The sequence below is a fragment of the Vibrio sp. OPT18 genome (assembly GCF_015163615.1).
Classification (GTDB): Bacteria; Pseudomonadota; Gammaproteobacteria; order Enterobacterales; family Vibrionaceae; genus Vibrio; species Vibrio coralliirubri.
In genome coordinates this window covers 100,688-113,412 of record NZ_JADDYK010000048.1, presented here as the reverse complement: position 1 = coordinate 113,412, position 12,725 = coordinate 100,688, and the positions used below count along the sequence as shown (strand labels likewise).

Below are 12,725 nucleotides of genomic sequence, written 5' to 3'. Positions count from 1 at the left end.
TATCATTTTCTAAAAAAATGTTTTAAATCAAGACAGCGTTTCATTTGTATTGTAGATTGACGATCTACGAGAATGTTGTTTGGATATTAGATTGCTTAAACTGGGTACCCGATTAGTCTTAATGTTGTTTTTACTGAGCTTTGGCTTAGTGAATTCTAACGGCTATTCGTTTCCTTCTAAGCCATTTCAAATATACTCGGCTCAAGAGCAATCTTCACAAAATGATCTTTGTAAACAAGCTGATGCGGATAATCCGTCGAGCTACTTAGAGTGCGATAAGGCTCAGTTTGGCACCGTGCCTTCTGGTGACAGTTCCAACTATCACGACACCGAATCAAGCCTTCAAGCAGCAAACTTCAGACGTATGCTCAGTAACGAGCAAGAAAGCGTGGCCGATCTTGAGCCTGCTTATCATCTACTGATCGACTTCTCTCCCCCTTCATTACTGGCTTCTCTGCTTTTCAACACACCACTGTTGGATTCCAAGCAGCACTGGACCAGCATTGTGAGTTCTCCGTCCTCCCGGCTTGCTGGGTGGAAAGAGGGCAACATCCAATACTCGCATTTCCGAGAACTTCTTAGCTAATCGTTTGACCCTAAATTGGTCGTATCGATGGTCACTTGTGCCCGTTGAGCTCGCCAGTTAACCAACACAAACATAGCGACATCAGCTTTAGCATCACTATCTTTCAATCAGCTTGTTCTGGTTGTGATTAGCCATAGCTCGTGTTCGCAAAACATTAGACATACCAATCGTAGTAAATAACTGAACACCCTAGCTGGTTAAAATGCTCGATAACTGCGTTAGAATTTTTGATTGTAGAATAGCTACTTATCGAAAAATCCTGCCTTGTTCTCAAGCCTTTTTCCTTCGCTAGTGTCGATCATTTATTCACCGTGATTGGTAAAAAGAAGAGATCTTGACTGTGAAAAAACGCATTCAAAGAAAACAAATAAACCACTACTCAAAGTGGAAATACGTGGTGCTTATCGCCACTATCATCATCATGGTTCTGAGTGCTTTACCTTCTTGGTATGGCGAGAATGCCTCGGTTCAAATTAACAACCGTTCTGAACAGACCATCGATGCGAGCCAAATTACCCAATACCTTGCGAGCGAAGGCATCCAAGCCAAATCGGCATTTCAAAAAGACAACCGTTTGGTTGTCATCTTGGAAGATGCAGAGCAACAAGCGAAAGCCAAAGAGGTGCTAAATGAGCGCCTATTGGATAACGCGACGGTTGCGCTAGCGATGGAGCCAGCAGCACCAAAATGGTTGACTGACATGGGCTTCGCGCCGATTCAGCTAGGTCTTGATTTACGTGGTGGTGTGCAGTTCTTGCTAGAAGTGGACATGGAACCGGTTTACCACGCACAAGCACAATCTGTGGTCGACGAGATCACAAGCCAAGTGCGTTATGCACGCGGTAAAGTGGTGAATAACCAAGTTGAGTTTAACTTCCGTACTGATGCAGATTTCGAAAAAGCACAGAAACTGATTCGTGAAGAGTTCCCACAATGGCAACGTGACCGTTCAGATAAATCGCTAACGTTAACTCAGTCTGAAGAAGAACAAAGAACGCTACGTAACCTAACGGTTCAACAAAACCTGCAAATCATGCGCAGCCGTATTGAAGAGCTAGGCATCACTGAGGCATCGATTCAACGCCAAGGTGAAAGCCGTATCCGTATCGAATTACCGGGTGTACAAGACCCTGCAGCTGCGAAAGACGTGATTGGTGCTACGGCTTCATTAGCGTTCTACTCTGTGTACGACAACGCAACGCGCAATACTCAAACTCTGAAAGATTCAGATGGTAATCGTGTAGTGGTTGCTCGCAAAGCAGTGCTGAGCGGTGAACACATTATCGATGCACGCAGTGGCATTGGTGAAATGGGCAGTGCAGAAGTCAACATCACGTTGGATTCTTCTGGTGGTAAGAAAATGTCTGAGTTTTCTCGCCATAACATCGGTAAGCCAATGGCGACCGTTTACAGTGAATACAGCCGTGACAGAGCCGGTAACAGCGAAAAAACCAGTGAAGTGATCAGTGTTGCGAACATCCAATCTCAACTGGGTAGCCGTTTCAGAATCACAGGTGCAGGCAGCATGGCAGAAGCACAAGAGCTTGCTCTACTGCTACGTGCGGGTTCATTAACAGCGCCTGTTACCATCATTGAAGAGCGTACTATTGGCCCATCTCTGGGTGCTGAAAATGTAACGAATGGCTTTGCTGCTTTGGCTCTTGGCCTTGGTCTTACTCTAACGTTTATGGCGCTATGGTACCGCCGCCTTGGTTGGGTCGCGAACTGTGCATTGGTGGTTAACATGACCACGTTGTTTGGTTTGATTGCCTTGCTACCGGGTGCGGTATTAACTCTGCCGGGTATTGCGGGCTTGGTACTGACCGTTGGTATGGCGGTAGACACTAACGTGCTTATCTTCGAGCGTATTCGAGACAAGATGAAAGAAGGGCGCAGCTTTGCTAGCTCTATCGATCGTGGTTTCGATAGCGCATTCTCGTCAATTTTCGATGCTAACGTCACCACCATGATCGTTGCTGTGGCTCTATACACAATCGGTAATGGACCGATTCAGGGCTTCGCTCTGACACTGGGCTTAGGTCTTCTAACCAGTATGTTCACGGGCATTTTTGCTTCACGAGCGATCATCAATTTGGTTTGGGGGCGTGACCAACGCCACGATGTAAGGATTTAAGCATGAGTACTTCAAAAATGACTATTTCAGACCGCTATTTTTCAAATGGCTATATTTCGGATAAGAATATGACTCGCCTTCGTAAGGTGATGTCTGCGATATCTATTGTGCTGTTCATGAGCTCTGTGATGCTGGTGGCGGTGAAAGGTTTTAACTGGGGCTTGGACTTCACAGGTGGTGTGGTTGCTGAGGTTCAGCTCTCTGATCAAGTCACCAAAGATGCGTTAAAAACAAAGCTTAATACGGCCTTCCAACAAGATGTGCAAGTGGTTGGTATGGCAGAACAGGATCGCTGGACAATCCGTTATAGCCAACTGACAGACGCTCCACAGCCAAACTTAGTGGATGCTTTGTCTTCTGTAAGTGACCAAGTAAAAGTGCTTAACAGCAGCGTGGTTGGCCCTCAAGTAGGTCAAGACATGGTTGACCAAGGTGGCTTAGCGGTATTGGTGTGTTTCCTAATGATCATGCTGTACCTGAGTGTACGTTTTGAATGGCGTTTAGCACTCGGCGCCCTTGCCGCGATCATCTATGACGTGACGCTTATCTTGGGTCTGTTTGCGTTCACTCAGTTCGAGTTCAACCTGACCGTATTGGCAGCCGTGTTGGCGATTTTGGGTTACTCATTGAATGACTCGATCATCATTGCCGACCGTGTTCGTGAAATGCTGCGTGGTAATCCAAATGGTGACACTGACAACCTGCTTAACGAATCGGTTAAAGCGACCTTCTCACGCACCATGGTGACTTCAGGTACAACGCTAATCACTGTATCAGCACTTTGGCTACTGGGTGGCGCGGCACTACAAGGTTTCGCGATTGCACTGGTTGTGGGTATTGTCAGCGGTACGTGGTCTTCAGTTTCAGTAGGTATCACACTGCCTAAGTTACTTGGTCTACAGCCTTGTCACTACCAAGTGAAAGCGCCAGTAGAAGTTGAGGGCGAGTACCCTTAGGCTCTCTATTGGTTAACAGTACAACTTAGTCAGTAACGTCAACAAAGCCCTTCGTTTATAGCAAAACGAGGGGCTTTATTTTTTATAAGAGTCAAACAGTTACAGAAAAGAGAGCCTATTTCAAAAAACGATGGATTGAGCAGGCAAGCCCTCATGATATGAAGTATGTTTAGATGACGTTCGTAGAAATGAGGCAAGGGAATGGAATATCGACATCAATGTCATGTAGGCGACCATGGTGATGCGCTAAAGCATCCAGTATTGAGTGCACTTGTTCAGTCATTAATGCAGCAACATTCACGCCTCAATGTTATCGACACCCACTCTGGTACCGGGTGTTATGACCTCACCACTGCACCAAGTAATCATGCTGGTGAGTTTGCTGAAGGGGTCGGGTACTTGTGGCGAAACAAGGCTTATCTTCCTCCGGCATTCAGCTCTTTTATGTCGGTACTGGAATACTACAATCCGAATCAACTTATCTCTCTTTATCCGGGTTCTGCAGCCATCACCTACCAACAAGGCCGCAGCCAAGATAGCTTCTATTTTTCAGACATTCAGCAAGATGAAGCCGACTTATTACAAACCAACATTGAGAAGCTGCAACGCGATCTTGATGTCTCAAGTAAGCTCACCATTACCGCGGGCGATGGCTTGAAAGCACTGCCTGACGACATAGCAAAACACAACAACCATCACCTGATTGTTATCGATCCACCCTATGAAACCGATTCTGAATATCTCGCGGTGGTCGATGCCTTGGTTAAGGCATATCAGCAATCTGAGAAGGTATCGGCCCTGATTTGGTATCCGCTTTACACGGATGATAAGAGCTCACTGATTCTGAACCACTGTGTGACAGCGGTGAAAGATGGCTTGCTACCAAGTCCGATCAAGTCGGAGCTTCGCCTTCGAGATCCCAAGGGTGATGATCGCCTGATCGGCAGTGGTTTGTTGCTGTTCAATCCCCCACAAGGCATTGCGGGAACGGTCGCAGATACGCTCGATTATTTACACAGCCAACTCGCGACTAATGGTGAAGGTTACTGGCAAATGAGAAGCTTATAGATCTGATTTTTATGGGTTTTATGAAGTTTTCTAGACATCACTCACTAAATCACTGTTATCTATGTGGTTTAAATTGACCAAACGCTAACTTTTATCGATTGATTAATTGCAGTGAATCATTTAAAAATAGAATATCAATGCGCACAAGTGCATAATGGCTCATAAGTTAAATAATTAAACTAGATTGTGGTTTACCCCCTAAACTGCATTAGGCTCGCACTAGTCATGCGAGCCTTTCTTTTGCCTGAAGGAAATGTTTACAACAGTTGCTCTTCAATCTTTAGCGCTTTCTCGATGAGCTTTGCATTGAAATCGGCAGCTCCCACCGAGTAGTGTGCTTCTCGATGACAGGTCGGACAAAGTGCGATCACATTTTCAGGGCAATCAGCGCCGCCATCCGCTAACCGTGTCAGGTGATGTACTTCTAGGTAAGGACCTGACTTGGTCTCAAAAGGTGAGGGCACTCCACAACCTTCACAGATACCATTTGCCCTCTTTTTTGCGTAAAGCTTAATGGCTTCACTGCGATACTTCACATGCGTGAGTTGTTCTTTGGGGTCAGCTTTAAGTGGTGTTGAAGCTAAGGCGATGTCTCGTAATTGCTTCAATGATTTACTTTTAGTTGGCTTCGTTAAGTATGAAGTTTTTGGTGTTTGAATGCTATTGCCGACACTTTGTGGGACGATATCTAGATGGAAGACTATTGCATCACGAAGTTGGTCGTTCTTGTCGGGGCGTTGCTCAATGTGATGACAGATGTAGTTGCAGACTCCGACGAATCTAACAAAACCAGTAGAGACAGATTCAAATAAGAGAATCTCTTTAAGGTTGCTTTGGTGTTCAAAGATGGCCAAGTTTCCTTTAACCATCTGCATATCACCTTCTTGCCCTTCTCCTGTATATCGGAAAGTGCCGTCTGCACTAAAACCATCAGAGTAGCCAAATTCTTCACCAGCATCGCTAGTGAAGATAAATACATATGGGTGGGCTGCAGGTGTAGCGATACCACCATATTGCTGACCTTTGTAACGACCGTGTATATCTGTGCGTCGATTGTAAACCTGTCCTACGTTGAACAATGGAGAGTCCTCGTTTGTTCGTCTAAATTCTAATTATTATTGATATTTCTATAATTTAAACTTCATATAAAGTTCAAATATAACAGTGGTTTAAATGAAAATATGCAAGTGAATTCTTGGGTGTGAAAAGGTATCGGATTGGTCACGTTTCTAAAGAGGCAAGCCTGCAGGACTCATGCAGGCTTGGTGCGTGTTTAATGCTATACAACTACAAAGCCGGATAATCGATATAGCCTTTTTCGTTGCCGCCGAATAACGTAGCGCCGTCGAGTTGTGCTAGCTCGCTGCCGTTTTGTAGGCGTGAAACTAGGTCTGGGTTAGCAACGAATGGGCGACCGAATGCGACGAGGTCGGCGTAGCCTTTACTTAACACTTCTTCGGCGCGCTCTGGTGTGTAACTGCCAGCGACGATAATGGTGTTAGAGAACAGTTCTCTTAGTTCTACACGGAAGCTTTCAGGGATAACTGGAGCATCATCCCAGTCGGCTTCTGAAAGGTGCAGATAAGCGATATTACGAGCTTGTAGCGCTTTTGAAGCTTCTAAAATCGTTGGCACGATATCTGGGCAGTTCATGTCTTTGAAGGTGATGAACGGAGCCAAGCGTACGCCTACTTTGTCTGCGCCAATTGCATCAATCACTGCATCCACGACTTCAATTAGAAAGCGAAGTCTATTCTCGCGGCTACCGCCGTAGTTGTCGGTACGTTTGTTTGAGTTAGTTCTTAGGAACTGATCAATCAGGTAGCCATTGCCACCGTGGATTTCCACTCCGTTGAACCCTGCCTCGACTGCTTTTTTCGCTGAGTTAGCAAAATCTTGAACAACACGATCGATGTCTGCTTGGGTCATCTCTCTTGGTTGGATGCAATCCACCATGTTGCCGTTACCATTCTCATCAGAGATCCAAACCTGCGTTTCTATTGGAGCTAATGCAGAAGGTGCAATCGGTAACTCGCCTTTTTGAAAGGTAGGGTGTGATACTCGGCCTACATGCCATAGCTGGCAGAATATCGCGGCACCTTGTGCTTTTGCTGCTGTTGTTACTGACTTCCAACCTTCGATTTGTGCATCGGTATAAACGCCGGGTGTGAATGAGTAACCTTGAGAGTCATCAGAGATCTGCGTCGCTTCCGTGATGATCAGCCCAGCACTTGCGCGTTGTTGGTAATAGGTTGCCATCATGTCGTTTGGCACGTTTCCAGGTTGGCTAGTACGAGCGCGTGTCATGGGTGCCATAACCACGCGGTTTTGTAGTGCTAGGCCTTTCAGTTCTGATGCTTCGAATAATTTGTTCATGGTTTCTACCTTGTTTTAATGCTGTGATCTTTCGTTTTTTATTGGGGCTATAGCCGTGTTATTTGCTTTCTGCTGGGCTGAAAATAGAGTTGCTTTGTGGCTTGCCCGCTCGGTTGGCTTTGGCGATAAGCAGCAAACCAATAACAGGGACAACAACGGCTGCGAATGGAATCATGCCTGCGCCTAGTTGGCTGTCGAGAACCATTCCGCCAAGGAATCCACCAAAGGCATTGGCTAAATTAAACGCTGAGATATTCGCGGTTGCTGCTAGCTCTTGGCCTTCGCCACCGTGGCTCATTACTCGAAGTTGCATGGCTGGAACGTTAGCAAATGATGCAATACCAAAGACAAATGCCGCTGCAACGAATAGGATTTTGTTGTCTACCACAAGGCCAACCACCACCAATGAAGCGATCATTGCGACTGCCCAAAACATTGAAGCTTTGCCTAGGTTTTTATCTGAAGAACGTCCGCCCAAGGTGTTACCGATGATTAAGCCGACACCCACAATCACTAAGATCCAAGTAACAGATTCTTGACCGTAGCCGGTGATGTGCATAGCGATTGGTGCAAGGTACCCATAAAGCGTCATGAAGCCAGACCAAGCAAAAGCAGTGATTGCCAAGCTGATCAGCAGCATTGGGTTTTTGAACGCTAACAGCTGAGTTTTGATGTCTTTTGCTTCACTGTGACCAGTCGATTTAATTGATGTCAGGATTGAAATCATTGCGATGGTGCCAAGTGCTGCTACTGTGAAGAAGGTGGTGTGCCAGCCGAATTGCAAGCTAACCCAAGTACCCGCTGGAACGCCAAGAACATTAGCGAGCGTTAAGCCTGCGAACATCTGACCAACGGCACGACCTGCCATTTTTTCAGACACTAAGTTGGTTGCGACAACCGCACCGATGCCATAGAAAGGGCCTTGCACTAAGCCTGCGATAACACGGCTCGCCAGCAGTAATGGATAGCTTGGCGCTAAGGCGGATAAAACGTTACCGATGATGAACAATGCCATTAAGCCAATCAGCACCATCTTCTTATTAAAGCGCGCCAGGTAGATGGTTAAGATCGGGCCGCCGATAACGATAGCCAACGCGTAAGCACTGATAAGGTAGCCAGCTTGACCTTCTGTGATTGAAAGTGATGTGGCGATTTGTGGAAGAATGCCTGCGATAACAAACTCAGCCGTGCCAATTGCAAATGCTGCGAGTGTCAGTATCCAAACTTGGAATGGGATCTTTTCTTGATGGATAGTTTTTTGGTGGACGGTTTCTTGTTTCATGATGAGCTACCTATGTAAATTCTTGTTTGTTAGGACGTTGAGATAAACGTCCTAACGATTGTTCTTTGTGTCTTTGCGGGGGGTTAGCCGAGTAGAGCGCCGCCATCGATGTCGATGATTGACCCTGTTACGTATGGGTTGTTAATCGCGAATAGGTAACCCATAGCCACCTCTGAAGGCTCGCCAACCTTGCCTGCGGGTAGATTCTTTTTGGCGTTGTCGTACATGCTTGCACGAGCGGAATCGTCCATGTTTTTGTAGGCTTCCGTCATGGTCAGGCCGGGGCTAACGGCATTGACGCGAATGGGTGATAGCTCTTTCGCCAGTATTTTGGTTACGCTTTCTAGCGCGGCGTTGATGGTGGTTTTTACGTAAGTGCCAGCCACTACTTTGCGAGACAACATGCCCGTTGTGAGTGTGATAGAGCCGTTTGGCGTCATGTAGCGCGCTGCATGTTTGGCTACGTTTAAGCTGCCCCAAAACTTAGTGTCAAAAGCTGTCTTAGCGTCTGCGGTTGCAACGTCTGTTACTTTTCCTGCGGGAGCGGATGAGCCAGCTGTTACGACTAAGTGGTCAAACACGCCAATCGATTCGAAGTATTCACAAATTGATTTTTCATTGCTGATATCAAGGCCTGTATGTCGGCTAGCGACGTGCACTGTGTTGTTTTCGTTTCTCAATTTCATCGCGAGTGCCTTACCGATGCCTGATGTGCCACCAATGATGACGAAAGTGCGTTGCTCTTGTTTAGTCGATTCGTTAGTCATGCTCTGAATTCCTACGTTGTTCTGTTGATGTTTGTCATTATATGTATTCGACTAAATTTGATAATTGGCTAAAATATAAATTCATTGTTCGGATAATCTGAATAATATGGCTAAGTGTTGAGATCGAGCATTAAGATCGAGAAATAAGACGAAGAGGTGGAAGCGAGAATCGTATGGATAAGTTTTCAGATATGGCGATGTTCGTCAGTATTGTTAAGCATCACGGGTTAGCGGCGGCGGGGCGTGAACTGGGTTTATCACCTGCGACCATGACAGCAAGGCTTCAAGCGCTGGAAGAGCGATATGGTGTGAAGTTGTTGAATCGAAGCACGCGCCATGTGTCTTTGACCGACTCTGGCGAGCTGTATCACAAGGCGTGTCTGGAGATATTAGATAATGTCAGTGAGGCCGAAAACCTGATCCAAAATGGTGTCAAAGAGGTCAAAGGTCCACTCAAAATCGCCGCGCCGAAAGACATCGGAAAACAGTACATTCTTCCTATTCTCTCTGAGTTCTGTCAGCAATATCCCGATGTGATCCCTTACCTCTACTTGAACGATAACCTCTCGAACATTGCTGAATCTGGCATGGACATCGTGGTCCGTTATGGTGAATTGGTCGACAGCAGTTTGGTATCCAGACGCTTGTCACCAAGCCGACGTGTGCTGTGTGCTTCTCCTGAATATCTTGCCAAGCATGGAACACCGTTAACACCACAAGATTTGGTTGATCACGACTGTTTAGCCATGCTGCGCAGCAATGAAGAGCTCAAGACATGGCACTTCCAAGATCATGACATGAAGAAGTCGATTACCGTTGTGCCGAAGCGATTCTCAGATGACGGCGAAGTGATTCGTTATTGGGCATTAAAAGGCGAGGGCATTGCTCTTAAATCGGTGCTGGATGTGCAAGACGACATCAATAACCAGCGCCTTGTGACGCTACTCAATGGCTACATGAAGAACTTCAATACCGCGATGTCGGTGTCGAGTGCCGATTTGAATGTGGTGTATATCAGCAAGAAGTATCAGCCGAAGCGTATCCGGCTGTTTCTTGATTTTCTGTTTGAATGCTTTGGCAATTTGGTTGAAAAGTCTAGTTAGATTAGCCGAGAAGCAGCGCATGACAGATCTCTCGAACTCAACATCCGGCTACGGACAGAGAATATTGAACTGGTTATGATGTGAGCAATATAAGGACGTGATTGGAGAGAAAAATGAAAGTCGTCGGAGATACGGTTATCCAACCTTTTCACAAGGCAACCTGCCATTGCGGTGCGGTTGAACTAGAGCTCAGCTTACCTAACGGGATAGAAAAGCCACGCCGCTGTGATTGTTCTATCTGTCGTCGCAGGGGAGCGATTGTGGGCTCTGTTGCGCTGGATGGAATCAAGATCCTCAAAGGTGCAGAGCATCTCAAGCTTTATCAATTCAATACCAACACCGCAAAGCATTACTTCTGCTCAAACTGCGGCATCTATACCCATCATCAACGCCGCTCTAGCCCAAATGAATACGGTTTTAACATCGGCTGTTTGGAAGGGGTAAACCCTTTTGATATTGGTGATGTGGTGACCAATGATGGTGTCAATCATCCAGCTGATCGTTAATTTATTGAGCATTAAAAAGGGAAGAAATTATGTCTGAATATGGAGCGCTCATTAGCTGGAAAAAAGCAGAAGATGAAGCCTTTAGCGACAATCAATACAGTCGCGGTCATACGTGGGAGTTCGATGGTGGTATCACTGTGCCTGCTTCGTCCTCTCCACATGTTGTGCCACTGCCGTTTTCGGTGGAAGCGAATGTCGACCCAGAAGAAGCGTTTATCGCAGCCCTTTCTAGTTGCCATATGCTGACGTTTTTGGGCATTGCCGCAAAGCAGAAGTACGTGATCGACTCTTATGTGGATGATGCAATTGGTGTGCTGGAAGAAGATGAATCTGGCCGCTCGTCTGTTACTAAGGTGACTCTGCGGCCTAAGATTGTGTTTTTAGGTACAAAAAAGCCCACAGCCAAGCAGCTCGACAAACTGCACCACTTGGCGCACAAAAACTGCTTTATTGCGAACTCGGTCAAGACTGAGATTGTGGTCGAGATGCGAGATTGATTTAAATTAATCACAAGATTTCTTTAAAAGCTTCGTCCTTTTTATCTCGCTATCGTCTTAAGGGTATTCATGCAATCCAGTTGATTGCAAAAAGACCGAACACACTATTTGAGGACACCTCCATGACAGCGTTTAACAGTACATCGAATTACGGTGAAAATGCGTTTATCAAAAGCCAACCAGAGATGCTAGAGAGCATTTACAACACCACCGATGTATTTCCTTACTGGGTTGCCGATATGGATTTTCAGGTGGCGGAACCGATCACTCAAGAGCTGAATCGCTTAGTTGAGCGTGGAGTATACTCGTATGAGTTCAATGAACAGGCAGTGTTTGAGGCGCTGTCTCAATGGTATTCAAAGCGTCATGGGCTGAACCTATCTTCTGACAAGTTCGTACAAGTTCCGGGAGTGTTACCGGGCATCGCGTTGTTACTGCGCCAATTTACCAATGAGGGGGATGGTGTGCTTATTCATACGCCGGCTTACCATCAGTTTGCTAATTTGGTGAATAAAGCAGGTCGTCAGGTCGTGAATAGCCCGTTGATTAATGACGGACAGCGTTATCAGATTGATTTCGATGGTATGGAGCAACAGATCATCGACCAACAAGTGAAGACGATGATTTTCTGCAATCCGCACAACCCGACTGGGCGCGTGTGGACACCTCAAGAGATTGAACAAGTCATCGAAATTGCTAAACGTCACGATGTGCTGATCATCAGCGACGAAGTCCATTCCGACATTATCTTTGAAGGCCACGCTTTTACGAGCTTAACCAGCTTCGATTACGACAAGGTTATTGCCTTGATTGGTTCTCCAGCGAAAACCTTCGGCATGCACAGCATCTCAAACGGCTATGTGTACACCAACAATAATGAGTTGTTTGAAGCGTTCAAAACTAATGTGGTGGCGATGTATCTTGACCATGGTAATACGTTCAGTACGTTTGCAACCGTGGCGGCCTTTGAGAAAGGTGGTGAGTGGCTAGATGGCATGTTGGTGTATCTGCAAGACACGGTGAAATGGATCACTGAGTTTGCGGAGGAGCGCATTCCTCAGTTAAAAGTCTTTCAGCCGCAAGGTACTTACCAAGTGTGGTTTGATTTCTCAGGCTTGGATTTCTCGGAAGAAGAGCTAAAAAATGTGGTGTTTGAGCAGGCTAAAATGGGCTTAACCCCAGGTGGTTGGTTTGGCGCGCAAAGCCCTAACTTTATGCGAATGAACATCGCAACGTCACGTGACAATATCGAGCAATCATTTAGGGCTTTAGCAGACGCGATTGATGGCTTTGAGAGAGGAAGCCAGACTTCTTCAACTTGTTGTGATAGCGGCGCTTCAAAAAGCTGCTGCTGATATCGAGCGTTAGGCTCTAAAGAACGAAAAACCGCGAGGCTGCTTAGTGCATCACTGGCGGTTTTTTTGTGTCTGTGTAATCCTACGTACGGTTT

12 protein-coding genes are annotated in these 12,725 nt (G+C 46.2%); 8 read left to right on the top strand and 4 right to left on the bottom strand.

The features are described 5' to 3' along the window. The first annotated feature begins 121 nt into the window (after positions 1–121). The 4 genes from IQQ51_RS11490 to rlmJ all read left to right on the top strand — a co-directional run bounded on the left by IQQ51_RS11490 (position 122) and on the right by rlmJ (position 4,744). Positions 122–586, top strand: a complete 465-nt coding sequence (locus IQQ51_RS11490; RefSeq protein WP_122081475.1) for a hypothetical protein — start codon at positions 122–124, stop codon at positions 584–586. A 334-nt stretch (positions 587–920) separates the two neighbouring features. Next, positions 921–2,720 (top strand): protein translocase subunit SecD, encoded by a 1,800-nt coding sequence (gene secD / locus IQQ51_RS11485; protein ID WP_017061263.1) that lies wholly within the window; start codon positions 921–923, stop codon positions 2,718–2,720. Between the two features lie 2 nt (positions 2,721–2,722). Next, positions 2,723–3,676 carry a protein translocase subunit SecF gene (gene secF / locus IQQ51_RS11480; RefSeq protein ID WP_050651199.1) on the top strand — a complete coding sequence of 318 codons (954 nt, stop codon included), beginning with the start codon at positions 2,723–2,725 and terminating at the stop codon, positions 3,674–3,676. 201 nt (positions 3,677–3,877) lie between these two features. Beyond that, complete coding sequence (rlmJ, locus tag IQQ51_RS11475) at positions 3,878–4,744, top strand: 23S rRNA (adenine(2030)-N(6))-methyltransferase RlmJ (RefSeq protein WP_193841133.1); 867 nt, start codon at positions 3,878–3,880, stop codon at positions 4,742–4,744. Between the two features lie 257 nt (positions 4,745–5,001). On the opposite strand, the gene IQQ51_RS11470 is transcribed toward rlmJ, so the two are convergent. From IQQ51_RS11470 to IQQ51_RS11455, 4 genes are all read right to left on the bottom strand, one after another. After that, on the bottom strand, positions 5,002–5,823 hold the full coding sequence (locus IQQ51_RS11470; protein ID WP_193841132.1) for an HNH endonuclease: 822 nt from the start codon (positions 5,821–5,823) through the stop codon (positions 5,002–5,004). Between the two features lie 208 nt (positions 5,824–6,031). Beyond that, positions 6,032–7,120 carry an alkene reductase gene (locus IQQ51_RS11465; protein WP_193841131.1) on the bottom strand — a complete coding sequence of 363 codons (1,089 nt, stop codon included), beginning with the start codon at positions 7,118–7,120 and terminating at the stop codon, positions 6,032–6,034. A gap of 58 nt (positions 7,121–7,178) precedes the next feature. Then, positions 7,179–8,402: an MFS transporter gene (locus IQQ51_RS11460; protein WP_193841130.1), complete on the bottom strand. Its 1,224-nt coding sequence runs from the start codon at positions 8,400–8,402 to the stop codon at positions 7,179–7,181. Between the two features lie 83 nt (positions 8,403–8,485). Then, the gene (locus IQQ51_RS11455; protein ID WP_193841129.1) at positions 8,486–9,169 is read right to left on the bottom strand and encodes an SDR family oxidoreductase; all 684 of its coding nucleotides are present in this window, start codon (positions 9,167–9,169) and stop codon (positions 8,486–8,488) included. A 173-nt stretch (positions 9,170–9,342) separates the two neighbouring features. On the opposite strand from IQQ51_RS11455, the gene IQQ51_RS11450 reads away from it, so the two are divergent. From IQQ51_RS11450 to IQQ51_RS11435, 4 genes are all read left to right on the top strand, one after another. Beyond that, complete coding sequence (locus IQQ51_RS11450) at positions 9,343–10,272, top strand: LysR family transcriptional regulator (RefSeq protein ID WP_193841128.1); 930 nt, start codon at positions 9,343–9,345, stop codon at positions 10,270–10,272. A gap of 113 nt (positions 10,273–10,385) precedes the next feature. After that, the gene (locus IQQ51_RS11445; RefSeq protein WP_017057647.1) at positions 10,386–10,778 is read left to right on the top strand and encodes a GFA family protein; all 393 of its coding nucleotides are present in this window, start codon (positions 10,386–10,388) and stop codon (positions 10,776–10,778) included. 29 nt (positions 10,779–10,807) lie between these two features. Beyond that, positions 10,808–11,275 (top strand): OsmC family protein, encoded by a 468-nt coding sequence (locus IQQ51_RS11440; RefSeq protein ID WP_193841127.1) that lies wholly within the window; start codon positions 10,808–10,810, stop codon positions 11,273–11,275. 122 nt (positions 11,276–11,397) lie between these two features. Continuing rightward, positions 11,398–12,630: a MalY/PatB family protein gene (locus tag IQQ51_RS11435; protein WP_193841126.1), complete on the top strand. Its 1,233-nt coding sequence runs from the start codon at positions 11,398–11,400 to the stop codon at positions 12,628–12,630. Positions 12,631–12,725: the final 95 nt, after the last annotated feature.

Excerpts from the sequence above, each read along its gene's own strand:
- IQQ51_RS11490 (WP_122081475.1), top strand. The coding sequence starts at position 122 with ATGTTGTTTTTACTGAGCTTTGGCTTAGTGAATTCTAACGGCTATTCG.
- rlmJ (WP_193841133.1), top strand. The coding sequence starts at position 3,878 with ATGGAATATCGACATCAATGTCATGTAGGCGACCATGGTGATGCGCTA.
- IQQ51_RS11460 (WP_193841130.1), bottom strand. The coding sequence starts at position 8,402 with ATGAAACAAGAAACCGTCCACCAAAAAACTATCCATCAAGAAAAGATC.
- secF (WP_050651199.1), top strand. The coding sequence starts at position 2,723 with ATGAGTACTTCAAAAATGACTATTTCAGACCGCTATTTTTCAAATGGC.
- IQQ51_RS11465 (WP_193841131.1), bottom strand. The coding sequence starts at position 7,120 with ATGAACAAATTATTCGAAGCATCAGAACTGAAAGGCCTAGCACTACAA.
- IQQ51_RS11440 (WP_193841127.1), top strand. The coding sequence starts at position 10,808 with ATGTCTGAATATGGAGCGCTCATTAGCTGGAAAAAAGCAGAAGATGAA.
- IQQ51_RS11450 (WP_193841128.1), top strand. The coding sequence starts at position 9,343 with ATGGATAAGTTTTCAGATATGGCGATGTTCGTCAGTATTGTTAAGCAT.
- IQQ51_RS11455 (WP_193841129.1), bottom strand. The coding sequence starts at position 9,169 with ATGACTAACGAATCGACTAAACAAGAGCAACGCACTTTCGTCATCATT.
- IQQ51_RS11445 (WP_017057647.1), top strand. The coding sequence starts at position 10,386 with ATGAAAGTCGTCGGAGATACGGTTATCCAACCTTTTCACAAGGCAACC.
- IQQ51_RS11435 (WP_193841126.1), top strand. The coding sequence starts at position 11,398 with ATGACAGCGTTTAACAGTACATCGAATTACGGTGAAAATGCGTTTATC.